Source organism: Asaia spathodeae NBRC 105894, from assembly GCF_025994195.1.
Taxonomy (GTDB): domain Bacteria; phylum Pseudomonadota; class Alphaproteobacteria; order Acetobacterales; family Acetobacteraceae; genus Asaia; species Asaia siamensis.
Window position 1 is genome coordinate 54,370 of the sequence record NZ_BAPY01000072.1, and the last position, 21,952, is coordinate 76,321.

Consider the following 21,952-nt stretch of genomic DNA (forward strand, 5'->3'; position numbering starts at 1 on the left):
ACCGTCCTGCGACGCAAGACGCTGGGATAAGGGTCTGCTTTCATGGAAATGACCGGCTGGCGCCTGACTGGCGCCTTGCTGAGCTTCGCCGTTCAGGTGGTGTTCATCGGGCGCGCCTTGTTGCGTCCCCATCGGCAACCGGCTTCCCGTGTGGCCTGGGTGGCCATCATCGCAGCTCTGCCTGTGCTGGGAACGCTCGCCTACCTCATGCTGGGCGAGACCAATATGGGGCGCCGCCTCGTGGCGCGCATCACGGAAGCCCGCAAAACCCTACATGTGCCGGGCAAGAGCAGCGAAGACCTGATCGATGCCGAGGGTAAATACCATCTGCCGCCGCGTCTGGCGCCCTTGTTTCGTGTCGGCCAGTCCGCCAGCGGCTATCCGCCTGAGGCAGGCAACCGGGCGCGTCTTCTGCCCGATTCCAATACAGCCATCGATTCCATGGTGCGCGATATCGATGCGGCGCAAGACCATGTGCATATCTGCTTCTATATCTGGCTGACGGATCATAACGGCACAAAAATAATCGACGCCATCTGCCGGGCGGCCTCGCGTGGCGTGACCTGCCGCGTAATGGCTGACGATCTTGGCTCGCGCCGCCTGATCGCTCACCCGTCATGGAAGAAAATGCAGGAGGCGGGTGCCCATCTGGTGCGGGCCATGCCTATGGGCAATATCCTCACCTGGCCGCTTCATGGGCGCATGGATATGCGCAATCACCGCAAGATCGTGGTGATCGATAATCGCCTTACCTATTGCGGCAGTCAGAACTGCGCCGACCCGGAATTTCGCGTCAAGGCGCGCTTCGCGCCCTGGGTTGATCTCATGACGCGTTTCGAAGGGCCTGTGGTACTGCAGAACCAGCATCTTTTCGCCACTGACTGGATGGCACACACCGATGAGGATCTCGGTGCGCTTCTCGCATCCGCTCCGGTCATTGAAGATCGCGAGGGCTTCGTGGCGCAGGTCATCGGGACCAGCGCGGCCCTGCGTTATGCTGCGATGCCTGAGGTATTTACCTCGCTGATGAATGCCTCGGCAGAAGAGCTGACAATCACCACGCCCTATTATGTGCCGGATGAGCCTATCCAGGCAGCGCTTTGTGCGGCAGCCCGGCGCGGCGTGCGTGTGACGATGACCGTACCCACGCGCAATGACTCATGGATCGTAGCGGGCGCAAGCCGCAGCTATTATGAGGAATTGCTGGAAGCAGGCGTGCGTATCTTCGAATACCCGCTTGGCCTCCTTCATACCAAAGCGCTTACGCTCGATGGGCGCATGGGCATGATCGGCTCTGCCAATCTCGACCGGCGCAGCTTCGACCTCAATTTCGAGAATAATATCCTGTTCAGCGATCGTGATTTCACTGCCGAAATCCGGGCGCGGCAGCAGAGTTACACTGATGTCTCCAACGAAATCACGCTCGAGGCGGTTCGCGCCTGGCCGTGGTCTCGTCGCCTCTGGCACAACACCCTGGCGATGATTGGGCCCGTGCTCTGAGTTGAGTTTCTGTCTGGTAGCGATTTCTTGTCATCGTCGCCATGAGGTCCATACTGCGAGTGCGGTCGTTGCGCGGGGCAGTCCCGTCGGGGCTTTGATAAAATCCATACGTTTCTCTAGCCCGCCAGCCCGGTTGTCGTGTCCTGTCGTCGGGCAGGCGAGGCGTGTTTCAGAATGAATTTCCGTTGGGGGCTTTGTCGGTTGTCCGGGGAAACAGGGCATCTCTCAGACGCGCTGTCCAGCGTGCCTCCTGCCTGAGCTGAGTTGATCCAACGGCGCTGATCTCTCTCAGGGACAGGCTGTTGATCAGCCAGGCGGCGTCTGCCTGCAGCAATGTATCGAGGTTGAGGCGCGCCTCTGAGCAAAGTCCTGCCGAGACAAGTGTCGCACGCGCCGTGCCAGCCAGGGCGCCATCTTCCAGCCGCGGCGTCTGCAGGTTTCCGCCACTCAGCACGATCAGGGTAGAGGCGCTGGCCTCTGCAACATGCACACCGTCGGCCGAGAGAAGCAGGGCATCGTCATAGCCTGCCTGATCGGCTTCGAGGCGCGACAGGATTTGCGGCAGATAATTCAGATGCTTTATCCGGCTTAGGGGCGACGCGCCATCGCGCCGGTAGCGGCTGACCTGTAGGCGGCAGGGGCCAGGGGCCGCCATAGGCAGGGCCTGGGTGATGAGCAGAGTCGGATGGGGTGAGGGCGGCGGCAGAAGGCCGCGCGGTCCCACGCCACGGGTGAGTGTCAGCCTCAGCGAGCCGGACACGTGTCCATTGGCCTTGATGAGGCTCTCCAGCGCATGATGCAGCCGGTCTTCCTCCGGGAGCGGGATCTGAAGCAGCGCGGCGCCCTCGGCCAGGCGCCTGAGATGCGCGTCCAGCCGGACAGGAACGCCGTCATGCAGCCGCATGGTTTCGAACACGCCATCGCCCAGCAGAAACCCCCGATCGGCACAATCGAGGGAAGCGTTTTCCGATGGGGCCAATCGGTCATTGAGCCAGACATATTTCATGGCTTGAAGAGCCCCAGCAGGGGAGCGGCCTTGAGGCACAGCTCGTCATATTCTCGCTCAGGGTCCGAAAGCGTGGTGATGCCGCACCCGGCCCCCAATGTCAGGCTGCCGGGTTTGAGCACGAGGCTGCGGATGATCACGCTGCTATCGAGGGCGCCATCGGCGCCAATGCGAAACAGCGAACCGCAATAGGCGCCACGGGCGCTGCGCTCGGTCGCATCGATCACTTTCAACGCCTGATGTTTGGGCGCCCCGGTCACCGAGCCGGGCGGCAGGGTGGCGCGCAGCAGATCTAGCGCCGTGAGCCCGTTTTCGAGCAATCCGGTGACGGCAGAGACAAGATGATGCACATGGGTGAAGCGCTCGACTGCGCAAAGCGCCGGTACGTTTACCGATCCGAGTTGCGCGACGCGACCGATATCGTTGCGCATGAGATCGGTGATCATCAGGTTTTCGGCATATTCCTTTTCATCCGCTCGCAGAGCCTTGGCGATCAGCGCATTTTCGGCAGGCGTGGCGCCGAGGGGGGCTGTGCCCTTGATCGGCCGCGTCTCGATACGCCCCTGAGCATCCATGCTGATAAACCGTTCGACCGAGGCGCTGAGCAGGGCGAAGGCCGGCGTATTGAAAAAGGTCCCGAAGGGAGAAGGGGAGGCGTGGCGCACCCGGCGATAGACAGCACTGGCAGCGAGAGCCGGTGCGATGCTGGCACGAAACTGCGTCGTCAGATTGGCCTGAAACAGCTCACCGTTATTGATGCGCGAGACGATGGCGCGCAAAGCTGCGCAGAATTCCCGGCGGTCGAAATCGGGAATGAAATCCAGAGTGGGGAGTATGGCGGAAGGGGCAGAGCATTGCGGCAAGGCAAGCGGTTGAGGGGCGTCGCAATAGCTGCTCCAGAAAAGCCGCTTCTCCTGCCGGTCGAAGACATAGGCGCCATCATAGCGGGCCACGCTCAGACCGGGGATAAACGGCGCATGACGCGAGGGAATCCCCTCGAACGCAAGACCGGCTTCATAGCTGGCCAAACCAATCAGACCGCCGCTGAAAGGGAGTGTATGCTCGGCGCTTTTCGGGGGTAGAAGCTCAGGCAGGTGCGCCCAGTCGCTGACCGTATTACCAGTCAGGGTCGCCGAGGGGCGAGAGCAGAAAAACGACCATCGCGCGCGCTCATTGATCGGGCCGCCACTATCGAGCAGCGCCGACCAGGGCTCGTCGCCATAATGCGCGATAAAGGCATCGGGCGAGCGCCAGGGCAGTTCCTCGATGCGCATCAGCGGATGCGCCCGTCATGATGGCAATACGCGCGTGGCGCTGCGATGGTCACCGGAGAGGGGGAGAGCAAAAGCCGCATGGATCGGCCTTAACGCGCAGCTCCCCCGTCGTCCAGAGAGCCGGCGCGCCTGCTCCCCGGATCAGGTGTTTTTCGGGTCGATCGTCCTGAAGCCATAGGAGATATATTCAGGCAGGACACGGCCTTTTTCGACACGCACGCTCAGATAGCCCTCTGGCGTGCCAAGCCGCGTGCCGTGCCACCAATTGCCCGATACGGCGCCGCCGGTGATATAGGGCACACCATGCCAGGTGACGGTCTCGTACACATGGGTATGACCCTGGAAGACACCGATCACATTGTAATGGTCGAAGAGATCCAGCACCTGATAGGCGTTCTTTATGCGTATCCCGAGATGAGCGGGTGGCCTGTTTGGCGGGGGTGCGTATTCCTCGACTGCGGTGACGAGCGGAATATGGGTCGAGACGATGACCGGCGTACCCACGGGCATGGACGACAGATCATGGCTCAGCCAGGCAAGCTGGGTCGGGTCGATATAGCCCTCATAGGCGCGATCGGGCGTGATGCCGATTGAGTCGAGCACGATGAAATGCACGCCTTTATGGTCGAAGGAATAATAGGGCGAGCCGAAATTATCGATATAGTATTTCTTGCCATAAAGCGGATCTGAGGGCTCGATACCGCTCTTCGTATAGATGCCAAGGCAATCATGATTGCCCATGGTATTATAGACCTGATGACCCAGCGTATCGGCTGTCTGCTTGTACAGATCCATCAGGCTCATCGCGCGTGATTTCGGCACGCCGAGCGCATCGAAAACATGATCGCCACCCTGCAGGGTGAAATCCGCCTTGTGGGTGCGCGCCTGATTGAAGCAGTCGAGGCAGCCTTTTGACGCGTTGAGCTCCGGCTGGATGTGGGTGTCGGTCAGAAACAGGAAGGTGAAGTCGTCATGAGGCAGCAGGGCTGGGCGCTGGGGCACCAGAGCCAGGGCGCTTTTGTTGACGCCGAGCGTGCCAGTTGCGAGGCCGGCAAGCGCGGCTGAACGAAGAAAACGGCGCCGAGGGAGAAGCATGATGACACCCGGTCTGCTGAAGAGGTTGTGTGACCCCTCGCAATAGACGCGTCCCAGATAGGATTGGGTGAAGTTTCAGTGACAGGAACGGACGATATGCAGAGGTTTGTGCTGTCGCTGCTTCAGTCTGCTTCCAGAGCCAGGAAGGCGGCTTTCGTGGTGATGTTGATCAGGCTCAGAAACAGGTTCTGTGCCTTGTCGCTTGTGCCTTCTGCAGCAAAACAATTCTGAGCTTCGCTATAGGCGCGGCTCCATCCGGCAACGAGCAGCGTGGCTGCGAGGCGAAGGCGTGGCGTTCCCGAATGAAGGCCAAGAGCGGAGGCTGTACCTTGCGCCACGTCGGTCGTGATTTCATCGCGCAGGGCGCGTGCCCGCGATTTGAGCGTCTCGCTCTGGCTTAATGTGACGATGAAACTCTGACTTTGGGGTGTAAAGCGCAGAAACGGCGCGTCTTCGGCAATGAGGCGATGCGCGCATAGCCTCAACGCCTCGAACGGATGCTTCGGGGCCGATTGGGCGAGCGTCTCGCGCAGAAGCGCGCGTATCTCCGGCTCGCGATCGAAAAACAGGTCTTCCTTGCGGGCAAAATGGTTGAAGACCGTCATGCGCCCGACATCGGCAGCCTCGGCGATGGTGTCGATCGTGACCCTGTCGAAGCCGTGCTCGGCAAAGAGTGCTGTGGCGATATCCGAGATTTTCTGACGTGTCGCCATGCGTCGGCGGCTGTGGCGGTCTTTTCCGATTGACATGAACTGACCCTATCAGAAAACTATACTCAGTACAAATATGGATTCGGTCTATGAGTCATGTTGACGTCGCCATTATCGGGGCAGGGCCTGTGGGGCTGCTTCTGGCAATCGAACTGGCGATCGCGGGTGTTGACTGCGTGGTGCTCGAAACGCGGGCCGAGCCTGATACGGTGCAAAAGGCGTTGTCTCTTGGGCCGCTAGGCGCCGAGGCTCTGATGCGTCGCGGGTTTTCCAGTCAACTCGACGCGCTGGAGGCGCACACACGGGCTGTCATGGCGCCGTTCATGCAGCGTGGCGGCTGGGGCACCAATGAGGCAGGCAAGCCGCGTTTCTCCGGGCATTTCGGCGGTATCCCGCTTCTGACCCAACCCATTGATCGCGCCCGCCCGACCAGGCTGATCGACCAGCGCTTTTTGCAGGAGTGTCTGCTCAGCGAAGTGCAAGAGCGTGGCATTCCGCTCAGGCGCCCCTGCACCGTGACGGACGTACAGTCGAATGAGGAGAGCGTGACACTCAGTCTCCACGGCGCTGATGGTCGCAAAGAGGCTCTTGCCTGTCGCTATGCCATTGGATGCGACGGAGGGCGCAGTTTTATGCGCCGCCATGGGCAATTTGCCTTTCCCGGTACGGCGCCCAGCCTGGCCTTCTATCAGGTCTTTGCCGAGTTTGCCGACCCGGATCAGACGCCACCTCCGGGCTGGCTGATGCAGCCCGGAGGCGTACTGGCCTATGGCCCGGTGCCGGGCAGGTTGTTCATGGTCGATTTCTCAGGACCTTCGCCCAAGGAGTTGCGCGCGCCTTCGCAAACCCAGGTGGAGGAGGCGCTTGCCCGCGTCTGTGGGCATCCTGTTCCGCTCAAGGCGTTTACTGGTGGGCGCTGCTGGGCGGATCACACGCGCCTCGTTGATACCTATCGAAAGGGACGGCTCATTCTGGCGGGGGATGCTGCCCATATTCATCCCCCTTTCGGGGGGCAGGGTCTCGGACTGGGCCTCGTTGATGCGGCCAATCTGGGCTGGAAGCTTGCGGCAGTAGTCAATGGCAGAATGCCCGAGACGCTGCTCGACAGCTACGAGGCCGAACGACGCCCTGTGGCGCGCGAGGTTCTCGACAACACGCTGGCCCAGACCGCCCTCATGCGTCCCGATCCGCAATCCCGTGCGCTGCGTGCGCTCATGGCTCAGCGTCTCTCTGACGAAGGAGAAAGTGCGACGCTCAGCAGCAGAATAAAGGGGTTTACACTACGCTATTCGTTGGGAGGCAGTCACGACGCCGTCGGGCGGCTTGTGGCCGATCAGCCGCTTTGTGACGGGCGACAACTCTACGATCTGATGGCAACCGGACGGGGCGTTTTCCTGCAGGCGCAGGGCGTCGCTTCTGGCAGGAGAAGCCGCTTTCCCTCCTCCATCGCGCAGGGCGAAAGCGAAGGCAAAACATCCTGTCTGATCCGCCCCGATGGCTGCATTGCCTGGGCAGGAGAGGGGAACGACGTGTCCGGGCTGGATGACGCCATGGCACGCTGGTTTGAAAGTAATTTGCCGGGTGCTGCATTGACGCCCTGCTCCTGACAGGTCGTTATGCCTGCGAATTGTTTTGTCAGGAGGCAGGATGCGCGTACTGTTCAGGAAGAAATCCTTATCCGGTCGCAGGGTTGCCCTGCTGATGGGGATTGGTCTGGTTCTGGCGCCGCTTCCGGCGCATGCCGATGATGTCGGCTCACTCGTCAGCGACTATGATCGCTTTACGGCGACGCTCGATCCGGTTTCGGCAGCGTCGCGTGGAGATCAGGATGCGGCGGAACGCTGGCCTGATGACAGCCCCGCCGCAGAAGCTGCGCGCCTGAAGCAGAGACTGGCCTTCAGGGACCGTCTGGCACATCTCGACCTTGCCACACTCAAGGGCGAGGCTCTGCTCAATGCGCGTCTGATGATGTGGGAAAATGATCTGGCGATCGAAGGTCAGAAATTCGACCCGTCGCGCATACCCTTCACGAGCGATGAGGGTTTCTATCAGGAAATCGGTTATGCGGCCGATAATACGCCCCTGCGCAGCGAGGCCGATGCCCGGCATTGGCTGGTGCGCATGAGCCGTATTCCCGCCTATGATTTACAGCAGACAGAAAACATGCGTCGCGGCATCGCCACGCATTTCGTTCAGCCGCGTCTCATCGCCGAGATTGCGCTGCGTGCCGTCAAGGCGCAGGCGGCACTGCCGGAAAATGAAAATCCGGCTCTGCGTCCTTTCGATACGCTCCCTGCCGCCATGCCCGCAGCACTGCGCCAGTCGCTGCGGGCAGAGGGCGAGCGCATCGTGCATGAGAAGATCAAGCCTGCCGAACAGGCCCTGGCCCGGTTTTTCGAGACAGAGTATCTGCCCGCCAGTCGCACCAGCCTTGGCGCCTCCTCCCTGCCTGACGGGCGCGCCTATTATGCGTATCTCGTCAAAAGCGAGACGACCACGACGCTCACCCCCGATCAGATCTTCGCGTTGGGTCAGTCGGAAATCGCGCGTATCCACAAGGAAATGCAAAGCCAGATGGACGCTGTTGGCTTCCACGGTGATTTCAAGGCTTTTGTCGCCACCATCAAGGCGGATCCACGCTTTTACGTCACGAGCCGTCAGGCCCTGATGGAAAAGGCGAGTTTTCTGGCCAAGAAGATCGACGGTGAATTGCCAAGGGTCATCGGCAAACTGCCGCGCCTTACCTATGGCGTGCGCGAAGTGCCGCGTGCGATCGAAGAAGGATACACGACGGGTCGTTATGATCCGGGCAGTCCGGCTCTGGGCATTTCGGGCGGGTTGATGATCAACACCTCGCATCTCGACCAGCGTCCGCTTTACGAATTGCCGTCCCTTGTCGCTCATGAGGGGGTGCCGGGCCATCATATCCAGATTGCCCTGGCACAGGAGATGACCGATCTGCCCGGTTTTCGCCGCGACTATGCCACGACGGCTTTTGTCGAGGGCTGGGCGCTCTACGCCGAGCAGTTTGTGAGCGAAATCGGCCTCTATCCGACGCCGTATGATCGTTTCGGCCAGCTTTCGATGGAAATGTGGCGTGCCTGCCGACTGGTCATGGATGTCGGTATTCACTGGAAGAACTGGTCGCGTGACCAGGCGCTCTCCTGCCTGCGAGACAATACCGCGCTGGCCGAGAAAAACATCCAGAACGAGACCAACCGCTATATTTCATGGCCGGGTCAGGCGCTGGGATACAAGATCGGCGAGTTGACCATTCTCGATCTGCGTCATCAGGCGGAGAAAGCCCTCGGGGCGAAATTCGACGAGAGACGTTTTCACGATCTGGTTCTGGACGAGGGGGCAATGCCTCTGGCGCTGCTGCGCGAGCGCGTGAAAAACTGGATCGAAACCGAAAGACAGCGCGCCGGTTAAGGCCGGCGGGCCGGTCACGGAACAAGACATCCGTGACCGGCCCTGAATGGTTTAGCGCAGGCCACCCGACGCGATGAGCGTCTCACCTGTCAGCCAGCGTGAGTCTTCCGAGGCGAGGAACACGGCAAGCGGACCGATATCCTTCACCTCTCCTGTGCGGCCCAGCGGTGTCTGGGCGATGATGGCCTGCTCCATTTCCGAGCCGATGACGCTGGCGGTCTGCGTGCCCTCGGTCTTGATCAGACCCGGATTGATGGCATTCACCCTGATCTGGCGCGGGCCGAGCTCCTTTGCCAGAGAGCCGGTAATGGCATCGACGGCGCCCTTGGTCCCTGTATAGACGGCGCTGTTCGGCGGAGTGATGCGTGAGACAACCGAGCTGATATTGATGATGCTGCTGCCAGCCTGAAGATGCGGGCTTGCGGCCTGCGTCACGAGCAGCGTGCCCAGCACGTTGATGTCGAACAGGCGATGAAAATGCTCTTCGGTGATGTCTTCTATCCCGGCAAATTCATAGACACCTGAATTATTGACCACGATGTCCAGCCGCCCGAACGTGCTGATGGCCTTGTCGATAATGGCGGCAGCCCCGGCCTTTTTGGAAACATCCCCCTGAACCGCAACGGCCTTGCCGCCCGCAGCGCCGATGGCGGCAACGATCTGGTCGGCGCCTTCGCGGCTCGACGCGTAGTTGACGACAACAGAGGCGCCTGCCTCGGCCAGGGCTCGCGCAATTTCGGTGCCGATCCCCTTGGAGGCACCGGTAACGACAGCGACTTTTCCTGAAAGCTTGCTCATGATCCTGATACCTGTCTGGTGGCGGGTCCGTCTCAACTGCCTGAGCTGGGAACACGCGATGGTGAGAAAAGAGAGAGAAAGAACGACTTTATTTGTGGAGTGATCGCTCCAACATCATGCATATGAGGGGCGTTCTGGCGGTTTCAAGGATTTGTGGAGCGATGGTTACAAAAAATATCCAGACACAGCGTAAGGCGCGTGGGCGCCCGTCTTCCTTCGATCGAGAGACTGCGCTCATGGCGGCCATGCGTCTGTTCTGGGATCGTGGCTATGAAGGCACGAGCTTTGACGATTTGACCGCTGTCATGGGTATCAGCGCCTCCAGTTTCTACAACAGTTTCGGCAGCAAGGAGGCGCTCTATCATGAGGCGATCGACGCCTATGCCAGACAGGCAGGTGCCTGGTTCGTTGCAGCGCTTGAGACGGGACAGACCACAGCCGAGGCCTTTCGCGCCCTTTTCGAGGCGGCAGCCTGCGCCTTTACGCGTTGTGACAGCCCGTCAGGATGTATGATCGCGAGTGCTGCGACCCAGTGCTCACCTGCTCAAAGTCGCCTGAAGGAATTGATGATCGAGCAGCGACGCCTTGCGGAAGACGCCATGAAGCAGCGCCTTGCCCTTGGTGTCGAGGCTGGTGATCTGGCGCCCACAACCGATCTCGATGCTTTGGCCGGTTATTTCAGCACGGTCATGCAGGGGCTCGGCATTCAGGCACGTGATGGGGCCAGCCGCGAAAAGCTGATCGAAATTGGCCATATGGCCCTGTCTGTTTTCAAGCAGTGACACAAAACAAAAACGTCGTGCAACAGTAACAAGGACTGCGCAGGAACGTGGCTGAACGATATGATTTGAAAGAGTGTAAAAAGATTCTTACGTTGTAGAATGGCAAACGGGGTTTTAGATAGAGCCACCCGTTTCTGCCCGTTCGGAACACGGGTCGGTTATTCGGATCACGGGGAAAAAATCGACCCGGGATGTATCCGTCTGCGTTCATCTCATGGAAACAGCTAAGAAGGCGTAAACGCGGCCCATGTCCACAGATAGCTCTGCCAACGCCCCGACCTCAGAGGCTCAGACGGCACCTGCGGCCTCCCCGATGCCGAATCCCTATGTTCTGCCGCCAGACCTGCCCACAAATGACGCGGGGCAGGGCATTCATTTTGATTTCAACTGGGGCGCGCGTGTCCTTCTGCCGAAAAAAACCGGCGGCCGTTGGCGCGCCACACTGACCGATCTTGATAACTCGACGATCATCTTTCAGGGCGAACTCGAAGAGGGGCATCTCTCCTCGACCAAGAAATTCTTCATACGGTTCGCGGTCGATGTACAGCGCATTGCCGATGACGGCACGGAAACTGTCGTACTGCACCATGAGTTTGATGCGCGTGGCAAGATTGTGCTGGTGCAGCTTCCGGTCGGTACGCTCGGCGATACGCTCGGCTGGTTTCCCTATGTGGCGCGCTTTGCTGCCAAGAGCGGGGCACGTGTAATCTGTTCCCTGGCTGGCGTCTTCATTCCGCTTTTCGCCAAGGCCTATCCTGAGATCGAGCTTACGACGCGAGAAGAGCTGGAAAAAAGCCCGCTGCGTTCGCAGATTTACGCCACCTATAATATCGGTCTGTTTTTCGACGATACCGATAACATCCATCAGCCCTGCGATTTCCGTTATGTCGGGCTGCATCGCACGGCAGGGTATATTCTGGGCGTCGACCCCACAGAAGAACCGCCCAAAATCGTGATCGAGGATGATACGCGGCCGATCGAAGAGCCCTATGTCTGCATCGCGACCCAGGCTTCGGCACAGTGCAAATACTGGAATAATCCGGGCGGCTGGCTTGGCGTGATCGCCTATCTTAAGAAGCGCGGCTATCGCGTGATCTGTATCGATCAAAAACCATATAGCGGCGCGGGGATTGTCTGGAACCAGATCCCCCACGGTGCTGAAGATGAAACGGGTAATCGACCTCTGAGCGAGCGAGCGCGCTGGCTCAAGCATGCCGATCTGTTTATCGGACTGAGTTCCGGTCTTACATGGCTTGCCTGGGCGACCGGCACCAAGAGCATTCTGATCTCTGGTTTTACCCATCCGAATAACGAGTTCCACACGCCATGGCGTGTCATCTCATGGCATGCCTGCAATTCATGCTGGAACGACCCGCGCCACATGTTTGATCACAATAATTTTCTGTGGTGCCCCCGTCATGCCAATACCGACCGTCAGTTCGAATGCTCCAAACTGATCTCGACAGACGTGGTCACCAAGAACATCGCTCTGGCCCTGGAGGCCTGATAGTGCGGCAAAGACGGGCGCCTCTCGGGGCGCCTGTCATTTGAGCGGCAGATACAGTTCGGCAACTGACTCGTGCTCAGGCACTTCCGGGAAGAACGCGATACGCTGGCAATAGAGCGGGAAATCACGCATCTCTTCCCCGCTTTGGGGCAGCCATTGCTGATAGAGTTCTGTGGCGGCCTCTTCCAGATGGTCGATTATGCCGGTGACACGCAACACCGCACAGCGCCCCGCGGACAGGCTGCTGATCTCGATTGCCTCATCAAAAGCAGAAAACGGTTTGTCTGTGCCGACGCAAAGCCCGACACGATAATGATCTGGTGGTGTCGTTGCCGGGTCGTCAGGGAGCAGCGTATAGGTGGCACTGTTACGCGGGGTCAGGCCATTGGCACGGCGCCAGGCGATAAAGCGCTGTATGGTCTGCCCGAGACCCTCCGGCGCCCCCTGATGGGTCATGACCGCAATGCGTGTTGCGGCGACTTTCCGGATGGTGACGGCATCAAGCGTATAATGCTGGGTCATCAGGGTGCTTCTTGCGAGATCGAGTGCCGTGCAACTCGCCTCCCACGCGGCCCAGTCAGGGCTCTTGCGGAAGGAGGAGGGGATCTGTCCCGCACGAAGGCGAAAGGCGCGGGAGAAAGCCTGCGGCGTTTCATATCCGGCCTCAAGCGCAATCCGCGTGATGCTTTCGCTGCCATAGGCAAGCCGGGTGGCAGCGCGCTTGAATCGCGCAAGCTGGATATAGCGATGCAGCGTGACGCCAAAAAGCGCCCTGAACTGTCGATGGAAATGGGCGGGTGAAAATGATGCCACGGCGCTGATTGTGTCGAGATCGAGCGCTTCGTCGAGATGGCTGTCGATATGGTCACGCGCCCGACGCATACGGGCGAGGTAATGAGAGCGGGCTTTGTCAGCGGCATCGGTCATGGGGCCATCCTGCGAAAGGGACGCCTCTTCTGAGCAGGTTCTGTCGTGCGCCGCGTGTCCGATCCTGCTTTTTTCTGCGGTGCCGATGCCTCCCGGTGAGGTCGGTCTTCAGCCTGTTTTTGCCTGGGCAAGCCTGATCTTGACCTCGCGCCAGAGCGCTTCCTGCGCCGCAAGGTCGAGATCGGCAAGAGTGCTGCCGGTTTCGGCCAGTACGGATTCCATGGTTTCGATACGTCGGGTGAACTTGGCATTGCCCTGCCTTAGGCAGGCTTCCGGGTCGAGACCGAGCTTGCGGGCCAGGCTGGCGACCGTAAAGAGCACGTCGCCGATCTCATCCTCGAGACGGGTCTTGTCGCCAAGGGGTAGTTCGGCGCGTACTTCTTCAAGCTCTTCGTTGATCTTTTCCAGAACCTGCTCGGGCGTGTCCCAGTCAAACCCGACGCGTGCGGCGCGTTTGCCCAGTTTCTCGGCCCTGATCAGGGCGGGCAGGGCAGGCGCGATACCGGCAAGAAGCCCATATTCCGCCTTTGCCGCGCGCTCGGCCTGCTTGTTGCGCTCCCACAGATCAGCATCGAGTTCGGCTTCGGCAAAGACATGAGGATGACGGCGCACCATCTTGTCGCTGATCTGGCGCGCGACTTCTGCAAAATCGAACCGTCCGGCCTCTTCGGCAATACGCGCCTGGTAGACGACCTGGAGCAGCAGATCACCGAGTTCGTCAGGAAGCGCCTGCCAGTCCTCCCGGGCGATCGCATCCATGACTTCATAGGCTTCTTCAATGGCGAAGGGAGCAATGGTCTCGTGTGTCTGTACCCTGTCCCAGGCACAGCCTGTTTGCGGATCGCGCAGACGGATCATGATGGAAAGAAGGCGGTCGAGTTCTTCTGCAGCGTTCAAGACAGGCTCCGGTCTCGGAATGGACGACGCAGATTATAGGCTGCGCCCGCTCCGCAGGTCACCTGCCTCGGAAGAGTTTCGGCTCAGTTATCGTGATCCTGCTTCAGAGGCTTCTGGAATTTCAGCACAACCTGATCGGTACACCCGCGGATCGACTTGTCGAAGACCGGCAGGGTGTGGGTATCGCCAGGGTTGTGCAGCGCAGGGCTGCTGGTAACGAGACGGAAACCGGCCGACTCAACCTGCTTGACGATGAGATCGGGGTCGATGCGATGCAGTGTTGTGGGGGCGGTTGTCCCTGTGCCAGCCAGGGCAACATGATCGATCACCATGAAAATCCCCCCCGGCTTGAGAGCCTGATAGATCGCCTGATCCATATGCAGGGCTGTTTCCGGCCCCATCCCGCCATAGACGTCATGGTAGTTCTGCGAGGTCCAGACAAGGTCAAGGGGCTGGGCTACCTTGAAATCGACGATCGGTGTGACAACCACCGAGACATTGGCAAAAGCAGGATTGGCGGCAATGGCCTGTGCCATTTGCGGTATCTGCGGATGGCGCGCCACCATTTCGGCGGGAATGACCGCATAGACATGGCCTGACGCGCCGAGTTCGAGACTGAGCAGCCGGGTGAAGTAACCGCTTCCGGGCATCAGATCGGCAACTGCCGCGCCCTTGGGCAGCGGCGTGAGGGCGAGCAGATCGAAAGGCTTGCGCTGGGCATCCTTGGCGCGATCGGCATCGGGGCGGGCAGGTGAGGCCAGAACTGCAGCCGATGGCAGTGCCGTCGCAGCGTCAGACGCATTTTGCGCATGCACTGCAGCGACCGGTGTCAGGGCCAGCCCTGTCAGGATGAGGGCGAGGGTGGAACGAGGTGTCATACCGGTCATCCTGAAAAAGGGGGAAACGGAACTCTGGCTTATCTGCCTTTGCGGCACAAGGCATACAGCCCAAGGATGGCCGCAACGCTCACGAGGCTGGCAATGATGGTCTGACGTCCGTCTGCCTGTACCAGCATGGCAATGACCACCAGACCGATGGCAGCAAGCGTGCCAAGATTGAGTACTGTGCCGAAGGGCAGGGTGAAGACGCGGTTCTGCGGGTCGGCCAGACGGAAGACGCGATGGGACGACACGATCAGCCCGTAGATCAGCAGCATGACCGCGCCGGTTGCGCCAAGCAGGAAGGCGAAGATCAGCTTGGGAGAGAGGATCGAGCAGAAGGCGACCACAAGCCCGATAAGGCTCGAGAAAGTGACGGCGCGCTGAGGCACATGGCTGCGCGAGAGGGTTGCGAACCATTTGGGGGCGTCGTGCAGTTCCGCGAGGCCCAGCAGGGTGCGCGATGTGATGTAGATGCTCGAATTCAGGCAGGAGAGAATGGCTGTGAAAACCACGATCTGCATCAGTGTCGCCGCGCCGGGTACGCCGATATGACGCATGACGGTCACGAAGGGCGAATAGCCGGGTTCGATCGACGTCCATGGCACGAGTGTCAGGATGAGCACGACAGAGAGCAGATAGAAAAGCGTGACACGCACGCCGATGGTGCGGGTGACGCGCGCAAGGTTTTCTTCCGCATTCTCTGACTCCGCAGCGGCAACCGTCGCGGATTCAGAGCCGATCATCGAGAACAGTACGGTCGGGACCGTTGCGAGAATGGCTCCCCAGCCATGCGGAAAGAGCCCATCATGGTTGAAGACATTATGAATAATCTTCGGATGCGGCCCGACGAAATGGCTGAGGCTGAGCAGGCCGAGCGCGCAGAAGGCAATAATGGTGGCCACCTTGATGAGAGAAAGCCAGAATTCGCATTCGCCGAATACGCGCACCGAAACGAGATTGATCAGGTTGACGGCGATGATGAGAAAGGGCGCCAGAACCCAGACGGGCAGATTGACCCAGTCCTGCATGGCGATGGCCCCGCCAATGGCTTCGGCGCCGATCGTGACCACCCAGAACAGCCAGTACAGCCAGCCGGACAGGAACCCTGCCCAGTTGCCATGAGCCGTGCGAATGCAGTCGATGAAAGTGCCGATACCGGGGCGCGCCAGCAGCATCTCGCCCAGCATGCGAATCACGATGACAACCAGAAGACCGGTGCCCATATAGGTGAGCAGGATAGCAGGCCCGGCAGCAGCAATGGCGGCAGAACTGCCTATGAAGAGACCCGCGCCGATGACACCGCCAAGGGCAATCATGGCAATATGGCGGTCCTTGAGCTTGCCACCATGCAGGAGCGGTGGCTCACCTATTTGAGAAAAACCTTGGGGTGAAAGTTTATCTTTATCCATCATGCATTGGACAAAGCCATGTAAATGCTTACTTCGTCCAGATGGAATATTTTAGTGAAGGAATGAATTGATGACACGGGTCTTCATCGACGGTGAGGCAGGAACGACCGGGCTGGGCATTAGGGACCGCCTGCGCGCCCTGCCAGTCGAGGTTCTCTCCATCGATCCTGCAAAGCGCAAAGACCCGCAGGCACGCCTCGAGATGATGCAGGCAGCCGATATTGTCGTGCTGTGCCTTCCCGATGATGCGGCGCGCGAGGCGGTAGCGCTGGCTGCCGGTCTCGATAATGTGAAAATCCTTGATGCCAGCACCGCTCATCGCGTTGCCGCAGATTGGGAATATGGCTTTCCCGAACTCGACTCGGCTCAGGCCGACCGTATCGCTTCGGCCCGTCACGTTGCCAATCCCGGATGCTACCCGACCGGTGTGATCGGGTTGCTGCGCCCTCTGGTCGATGCCGGACTGGTGCCCGCCGATCACCCGATCACCATCAATGCCGTCAGCGGCTATAGCGGTGGCGGTCGCAGCGAGATCGAGGCCCATGAAGCGCATGGTGGTCCCGCTTTCGAATTGTACGGGCTTGGGCTCGAGCACAAGCATGTACCCGAGATCATGGCTTATGCGGGTCTGAAACGCCGTCCGCTCTTCGTGCCCTCGATCGGTCATTTCGCGCAAGGCATGATCGTTTCGATTCCGCTGCAGCTGGCCGATCTGCCCGGCTATGTGCGCGTCTCCGACATCGAGGCCTGCCTGCGCGCCTATTACGAAGGATCGGACTACGTCTCTCTGGCTTCGGCCGATCTGGCCCGTCTAGACGCCGCAGCTCTGGCCGATCGCGACGAGATGGCGCTGCGTGTGCATGGCAACGAGAAATGGCGGCATGTGCTGCTGACGGCCAGTCTCGATAATCTGGGCAAGGGCGCTGCTGGTGCCGCTTTGCAGAACATCCGCCTCATGGGGGGCATCAAAGACTGAACAGCTGACGCAACCGGAAGAGAACTCCCGCGATATCAGTATGTTGCCTGATGCGGGAGATCTTTCCCAAAGAGTGGGTGCGTTGATGGTTTTTATGCGGTATGTCGCGGGTAGCGCAGTGAAAACAAGGCGTTAATCGCCACATGGTGGCGCATTTGGAAGTTACGTTCTGGTCATCAATCCAGACCTATAGTCCCTTAAGGCTTTCTCTCGGGCGACGGGTCCGGTTCGAATGGGTCGAAAGGGCATGGCGCATATGAGAGGAGTGACTGGGGAGACAAGACCGGATCGCGCCGGGCATGTGCTCGACTGGCTCCCTCTGCTCGTCTGTCATGTCGAGGCCGATGGAAGAATCTCCTATCTCAATCGCAGCTGGGAAAGGTTTTCAGGGATCGATACCAGATGCGGTGCTGTCGTCTGGACGGATCTGCTTGAAACCTCCGGGCCAGTTTCCTGCCTTCCCGAACACTGCGTCGCTCCGGCTGAGTGCTGCGTCCATGATAATGTAACGCTTCGGCATTCCGGAGGGGCTCCTGTCAGGACCAACCTCCACTGGCAGAAAATGGGCGATACGGAGGGCGGTGGCTGGATTTTGTTCTGCCATCCGGAACCCGATTTTCCTCTCCTTCTTCCCCGCCTTTCCCGGAGCGAAGTGCCCGTTGGTGGTCCGGCGCGGGCATTACCAGGCGTTCAGATCGATACCGGGCTCGATACGCTTCCCACGCGTCCCGACGTCACAATGCCACTTGTGAGCCCCGGCCCATCTGCTGAACCTGCTGACGAGCCGTGTGAGGAGCGCGAGAAAGAGCATGCATCGTCTCTTCTGGCAGCGCGATCGGCCTCCTACACGGCGCGCAGGGCTTTTCGCACTCTTGGCAGGGAACTGGCAGCGCGGGCTGTCGGGCGGGATGGCAAGGATGAGCTGACCGGGCTTTGCGATCGCGCTGGCTTTGATCTGCGTTTCGAACAGGCGCTGGCATTGGCCGCAGCGGAAGGTCAGACGCTTGGGTTTCTGCTTGTCGATATCGACTATCTGGGCGATCTGAACGATGTCTACGGGCGTGATGTCGGCGATCAGGTGCTGAAGCTCGTCGCTGACCGGCTTAGCCTCGTAACCGCCCATGAGGGCGACGCAGCGCGTACGGGTGATGATGAGTTTTCGGCGCTTCTGACGGGCGATGTCTCCGCATCGACCTTGGCCGGACATGCCCAGGCCCTGCTCAGTTTCATCGATCTGCCACTCAGGCTTGGCAACAGGCAGGTGAGATTCGGCCTCAGCATCGGTGCGGCGCTTTATCCCCAGGACGGCGAGGGGTTCTCGCAACTCAGGCAGGCAGCCCTGCTTGCGCTCCATGATGTCAAGGCGCATGGACGAGGCGGTTTTCGCCTCTACCATGTCGGCATGGCGCAGCGCGGCAATGGCGTGACTGCCCAGACCAATTCTGTGCGACAGATGCTGGATCAGGACCAGATCTACCCTGCCTATCAGGCAAAGGTCAGATTGTCCGACGGTCACATCACGGGGGCCGAGGCCCTGATGCGCTGGCATGGACGTAGCGATCTCTCCAGCGGTCCTGACGCATTTCCAGAGATTTTCCGCAATTATGATCTGGCGAGCCGTGTTTCGGCGCGTGTTCAGGAATGTGTTTTCGAGGATATCGCCCTGTGGCGCAGCGCGGGGCTCATGCCGCCGCCGATTTCGATCAATGTCGCGCCGGTCGAATTCATGCAGGACGATTACGCCGAAAAGCTTCTGGCGCGGCTCGATAGCCACGGACTGTCTGCCAGACTGATCGAGCTCGAACTGACCGAGCATGTTCTCTACCAGAACAGTGAGCATTACATTCATCGTGCTCTGGCGCTGTTGCGCCGGGCAGGCGTGCGGATCACGCTTGATGATTTTGGTACGGGCTATTCGTCTCTCGGCTTCCTGCGGGATTTTCCCGTCTCGTCCATCAAGATCGATCGCAGTTTCATTCGCAAGATCTGCTCTGAATCATCCATGGAGGTGATTGTCGAGGCGATCATTCGTTTTGGTGAGGCGGTATCGGTCGATGTGGTGGCCGAGGGGATCGAGACCGAGGCCCAGCTTGCCCTGTTGCGCCGCATCGGCTGCCCTACAGGTCAGGGCTTCCTGTTTTCATCTCCAGTGGCGTCAACAGGGTTTGCGCATCTGCTGGCCGGGTCGAGGCGTTTCGATTTGTGACCCTGCCGGGTATCCGTTGCCTTTTTTCCTGAACCTCGCTAACAATTCGCCCATCATGCGAGAGTGACGGAACGGTAGACGTAGTCGGCTCAAAATCGACCGCCGCAAGGCATGGGGGTTCGAATCCCCCCTCTCGTACCATATTTTTCATCGAAAACATGCTATTGACCGGGCCATGACTTGCGCCTTTGGGCCTGCCTCCGGCATATCTCGCGAACTTTCTTTCAGTTTGCCGGACTCATCATGCCCCAACGCCCTGTCAGAAAACCCGCCCGACCGTTCTTTTCGTCAGGCCCTTGCGCAAAGCGCCCGGGCTGGACGCTGAACGCGCTCGATGGCGCGCTGCTCGGGCGGTCGCATCGCGCGCCAGAGGGCAGGGCGCGGCTCAAGGAAGTCATCGACCGCTCGCATAGCCTGCTTGAGGCCCCGGGCGACTGGAAGATCGGGATCGTGCCTGCATCGGATACCGGTGCCGTCGAAATGATCCTCTGGGCCCTGGCGGGCGAACGCCCCGTCGATGTGCTGTCATTCGAGAGTTTCTCCGGGCTCTGGGCGCAGGATCTGCGCGACGTGCTCAAGCTCGACGCCCTGACGGTGCATGAAGCGCCTTATGGGGCGCTGCCTGATCTATCGACGGTCGACTGGTCGCATGACGTGGTCCTGACCTGGAATGGCACCACTTCTGGGGTCTGTGTGCCGGGGGCAGATGCCATTCCGGCGCAGCACGACGGACTTGTAATCTGCGATGCGACCTCGGCTGCTTTTGCCATGGATCTGCCATGGGATCGTCTCGATGTCGTGACCTGGTCGTGGCAGAAGGCGCTGGGTGGAGAGGCCGCTCACGGCATGATCGCGCTCAGCCCCCGTGCCGTTGCCCGGCTCGAACAGGCCTCGCCACGCCCGCTTCCCAAGATCTTTCGCCTTACCAACAAGAAGGGGCTGATCGACGCGATCTTCTCGGGCGACACGATCAATACGCCCTCGATGCTGTGTGTTGAAGATGCGCTGGACGGGCTGAGATGGGCCGATGCCATTGGCGGTCTCAAGGCGCTCAAGATCCGTTCCCGGGCCAATTTCGAGGCCGTTGCGCGCTGGGTCGCGCAGACCGACTGGGTGGAATTCCTTGCCGCCGAGCCCAGCCAGCGTTCGACCACGTCGATCTGTCTGCGCATCGTCGCCCCCTGGTTTGCCGAACAGGATATCGCAACCCAGCAGAAGATCGTGAAGACCCTGACTGGCCTGATTGCGGATGAAGGGGCGGGTTTCGATCTCGCCTCGTATCGCGATGCGCCGCCGGGCCTGCGGATCTGGGGTGGGGCCACGGTCGAGACCGACGATATCGAGGCGCTTCTCCCGTGGCTCGACTGGGCCTATGAAAGCGTCAGGATGGAATACAGCGTATGAAACTGACCGACGAGCCCGATACAGCCCTTCTCCCCTCGGGGTTTATCGACCTGCTGCAGCACGAGGCCGAGGCCGAGGCGCAGGGGATCGAATCCGTGATGGAAGTGTTCGCCGCTCATGGCTATGAGCGCGTCCGCCCGCCCTTGCTCGAATTCGAGACATCTCTGCTGCATGGTGCCGGTCAGGCGCTCGAGGAACAGACTTTTCGCCTGATGGACCCGGAATCGCGTCGTATGATGGCGCTGCGCCCGGACATGACCACACAGATTGCACGCATTGCCGCAACGCGTCTGGCAGCAACGGCGCGTCCGCTGCGCCTCTCCTATGCCGGGTCATGCATTCTGGTCGGCACGCCAGGCCGTGAAGGCCAGCGTCAGATCAGTCAGGCCGGGATCGAGCTGATCGGGGCTGATTCCGTCGAAGCCGATTGCGAAGTTGTGCTGATTGCCGCAGAGGCGCTCGAGAAGCTGGGTGTCGAGGAATACTCCTTCGATCTCTCCTGCCCGGCGCTGGTTCAGGCACTGGTCGGCCTGTCGGGCTATACAGGGGCCCGACGTGCTGCGCTGGTGCATGCGCTTGATCGCAAGGACATTGCTGCTGTTGCCGAGCTTGGCGGGCCGGTGGCTTCGGTGCTGACCGCTCTTGTCGAGGCATGTGGTCCTTCGGATGCGGCACTGGCCATTCTCGAGACGATCGATCTGCCTCCTGAAATCAGGCTGCACGCCGATCGGCTGGTCGCCGTTGTGCGCGCCCTGCATATGCGTGCGCCGCAACTGCGTCTGACGGTCGATCCAGCCGAGTTTCGCGGCTGGCAGTATCACACCGGTATCTGCATGACCGTTTTCGCCAGGAGCCAGCGGGAAGAACTGGGGCGTGGCGGACGGTATCAGGCACAGGGTGAGGAACCGGCTTGCGGTCTCACCTTCCGTCCTGAAATCCTGCTTCGTGCCGCCCGGCCGATCGTCCTGCGTCCGCGCGTCTATGTGGCCGCTGAAATGCAGGACTCAGCTGGCGCGGCCCGCCTGCGCGCAGAGGGCTATGCCACGGTAGCCGGTCTCGACACGGTCGACGATCTGCCTGCCGAGGCCCGTCGCCTCAATTGCACTTTCATTTTCGTCGCTGACGAACTCATCACGCTGTAAAGGGAT

18 protein-coding genes and 1 tRNA gene are annotated in these 21,952 nt (G+C 60.1%); 10 read left to right on the forward strand and 9 right to left on the reverse strand.

From position 1 onward, the window contains the following. The first annotated feature begins 42 nt into the window (after nucleotides 1–42). Nucleotides 43–1,500 (forward strand): cardiolipin synthase, encoded by a 1,458-nt coding sequence (gene cls / locus AA105894_RS14010; protein WP_267312305.1) that lies wholly within the window; start codon nucleotides 43–45, stop codon nucleotides 1,498–1,500. Nucleotides 1,501–1,669: 169 nt separating this feature from the next. Here the strand turns inward: cls and AA105894_RS14015 are convergent, their stop codons facing one another. The 4 genes from AA105894_RS14015 to AA105894_RS14030 all read right to left on the reverse strand — a co-directional run bounded on the left by AA105894_RS14015 (nucleotide 1,670) and on the right by AA105894_RS14030 (nucleotide 5,624). Next, nucleotides 1,670–2,506 carry an aminotransferase class IV gene (locus AA105894_RS14015; RefSeq protein ID WP_267312306.1) on the reverse strand — a complete coding sequence of 279 codons (837 nt, stop codon included), beginning with the start codon at nucleotides 2,504–2,506 and terminating at the stop codon, nucleotides 1,670–1,672. Further along, nucleotides 2,503–3,780: an anthranilate synthase component I family protein gene (locus tag AA105894_RS14020; RefSeq protein ID WP_267312307.1), complete on the reverse strand. Its 1,278-nt coding sequence runs from the start codon at nucleotides 3,778–3,780 to the stop codon at nucleotides 2,503–2,505. Before AA105894_RS14020 ends, AA105894_RS14015 begins: the two co-directional genes overlap by 4 nt. Before the next feature lie 141 nt (nucleotides 3,781–3,921). After that, on the reverse strand, nucleotides 3,922–4,875 hold the full coding sequence (locus AA105894_RS14025) for a metallophosphoesterase family protein (RefSeq protein WP_267312308.1): 954 nt from the start codon (nucleotides 4,873–4,875) through the stop codon (nucleotides 3,922–3,924). A 122-nt stretch (nucleotides 4,876–4,997) separates the two neighbouring features. Then, the gene (locus AA105894_RS14030) at nucleotides 4,998–5,624 is read right to left on the reverse strand and encodes a TetR/AcrR family transcriptional regulator (RefSeq protein ID WP_267312309.1); all 627 of its coding nucleotides are present in this window, start codon (nucleotides 5,622–5,624) and stop codon (nucleotides 4,998–5,000) included. A gap of 50 nt (nucleotides 5,625–5,674) precedes the next feature. Here AA105894_RS14030 and AA105894_RS14035 point away from each other — a divergent pair, with 50 nt between their 5' ends. Together AA105894_RS14035 and AA105894_RS14040 are read left to right on the forward strand one after the other, a co-directional pair. Further along, nucleotides 5,675–7,192 (forward strand): FAD-dependent monooxygenase, encoded by a 1,518-nt coding sequence (locus AA105894_RS14035; protein WP_267312310.1) that lies wholly within the window; start codon nucleotides 5,675–5,677, stop codon nucleotides 7,190–7,192. Nucleotides 7,193–7,232: 40 nt separating this feature from the next. Continuing rightward, nucleotides 7,233–9,017: a DUF885 domain-containing protein gene (locus tag AA105894_RS14040; RefSeq protein ID WP_267312311.1), complete on the forward strand. Its 1,785-nt coding sequence runs from the start codon at nucleotides 7,233–7,235 to the stop codon at nucleotides 9,015–9,017. Nucleotides 9,018–9,068: 51 nt separating this feature from the next. Here the strand turns inward: AA105894_RS14040 and AA105894_RS14045 are convergent, their stop codons facing one another. After that, on the reverse strand, nucleotides 9,069–9,815 hold the full coding sequence (locus tag AA105894_RS14045) for a glucose 1-dehydrogenase (RefSeq protein ID WP_188426175.1): 747 nt from the start codon (nucleotides 9,813–9,815) through the stop codon (nucleotides 9,069–9,071). A 161-nt stretch (nucleotides 9,816–9,976) separates the two neighbouring features. Here AA105894_RS14045 and AA105894_RS14050 point away from each other — a divergent pair, with 161 nt between their 5' ends. Beyond that, the gene (locus AA105894_RS14050) at nucleotides 9,977–10,597 is read left to right on the forward strand and encodes a TetR/AcrR family transcriptional regulator (RefSeq protein ID WP_267312312.1); all 621 of its coding nucleotides are present in this window, start codon (nucleotides 9,977–9,979) and stop codon (nucleotides 10,595–10,597) included. Nucleotides 10,598–10,844: 247 nt separating this feature from the next. Then, on the forward strand, nucleotides 10,845–12,104 hold the full coding sequence (locus AA105894_RS14055; protein ID WP_267312313.1) for an autotransporter strand-loop-strand O-heptosyltransferase: 1,260 nt from the start codon (nucleotides 10,845–10,847) through the stop codon (nucleotides 12,102–12,104). 36 nt (nucleotides 12,105–12,140) lie between these two features. Here AA105894_RS14055 and AA105894_RS14060 read toward each other — a convergent pair whose 3' ends face one another. From AA105894_RS14060 to AA105894_RS14075, 4 genes are all read right to left on the reverse strand, one after another. Continuing rightward, complete coding sequence (locus AA105894_RS14060) at nucleotides 12,141–13,031, reverse strand: AraC family transcriptional regulator (RefSeq protein ID WP_267312314.1); 891 nt, start codon at nucleotides 13,029–13,031, stop codon at nucleotides 12,141–12,143. Between the two features lie 108 nt (nucleotides 13,032–13,139). Then, nucleotides 13,140–13,928, reverse strand: a complete 789-nt coding sequence (gene mazG / locus AA105894_RS14065) for a nucleoside triphosphate pyrophosphohydrolase (protein ID WP_267312315.1) — start codon at nucleotides 13,926–13,928, stop codon at nucleotides 13,140–13,142. Nucleotides 13,929–14,011: 83 nt separating this feature from the next. Further along, nucleotides 14,012–14,806 carry a class I SAM-dependent methyltransferase gene (locus AA105894_RS14070; protein ID WP_267312316.1) on the reverse strand — a complete coding sequence of 265 codons (795 nt, stop codon included), beginning with the start codon at nucleotides 14,804–14,806 and terminating at the stop codon, nucleotides 14,012–14,014. Between the two features lie 38 nt (nucleotides 14,807–14,844). Further along, on the reverse strand, nucleotides 14,845–16,221 hold the full coding sequence (locus AA105894_RS14075; protein ID WP_267312317.1) for an amino acid permease: 1,377 nt from the start codon (nucleotides 16,219–16,221) through the stop codon (nucleotides 14,845–14,847). Nucleotides 16,222–16,288: 67 nt separating this feature from the next. Between AA105894_RS14075 and argC the strand changes: the two genes are divergently transcribed. From argC to AA105894_RS14100, 5 genes are all read left to right on the forward strand, one after another. After that, nucleotides 16,289–17,194 (forward strand): N-acetyl-gamma-glutamyl-phosphate reductase, encoded by a 906-nt coding sequence (argC, locus tag AA105894_RS14080; protein WP_267312318.1) that lies wholly within the window; start codon nucleotides 16,289–16,291, stop codon nucleotides 17,192–17,194. Between the two features lie 247 nt (nucleotides 17,195–17,441). Then, on the forward strand, nucleotides 17,442–19,400 hold the full coding sequence (locus tag AA105894_RS14085; RefSeq protein WP_267312319.1) for a sensor domain-containing protein: 1,959 nt from the start codon (nucleotides 17,442–17,444) through the stop codon (nucleotides 19,398–19,400). 57 nt (nucleotides 19,401–19,457) lie between these two features. Further along, a tRNA-Leu gene (locus tag AA105894_RS14090) sits at nucleotides 19,458–19,541 on the forward strand. Nucleotides 19,542–19,643: 102 nt separating this feature from the next. After that, nucleotides 19,644–20,804, forward strand: coding sequence for a phosphoserine transaminase (locus AA105894_RS14095; RefSeq protein ID WP_267312320.1), 1,161 nt, complete (start codon nucleotides 19,644–19,646; stop codon nucleotides 20,802–20,804). Then, nucleotides 20,801–21,946: an ATP phosphoribosyltransferase regulatory subunit gene (locus AA105894_RS14100; protein ID WP_267312321.1), complete on the forward strand. Its 1,146-nt coding sequence runs from the start codon at nucleotides 20,801–20,803 to the stop codon at nucleotides 21,944–21,946. Before AA105894_RS14095 ends, AA105894_RS14100 begins: the two co-directional genes overlap by 4 nt. Nucleotides 21,947–21,952: the final 6 nt, after the last annotated feature.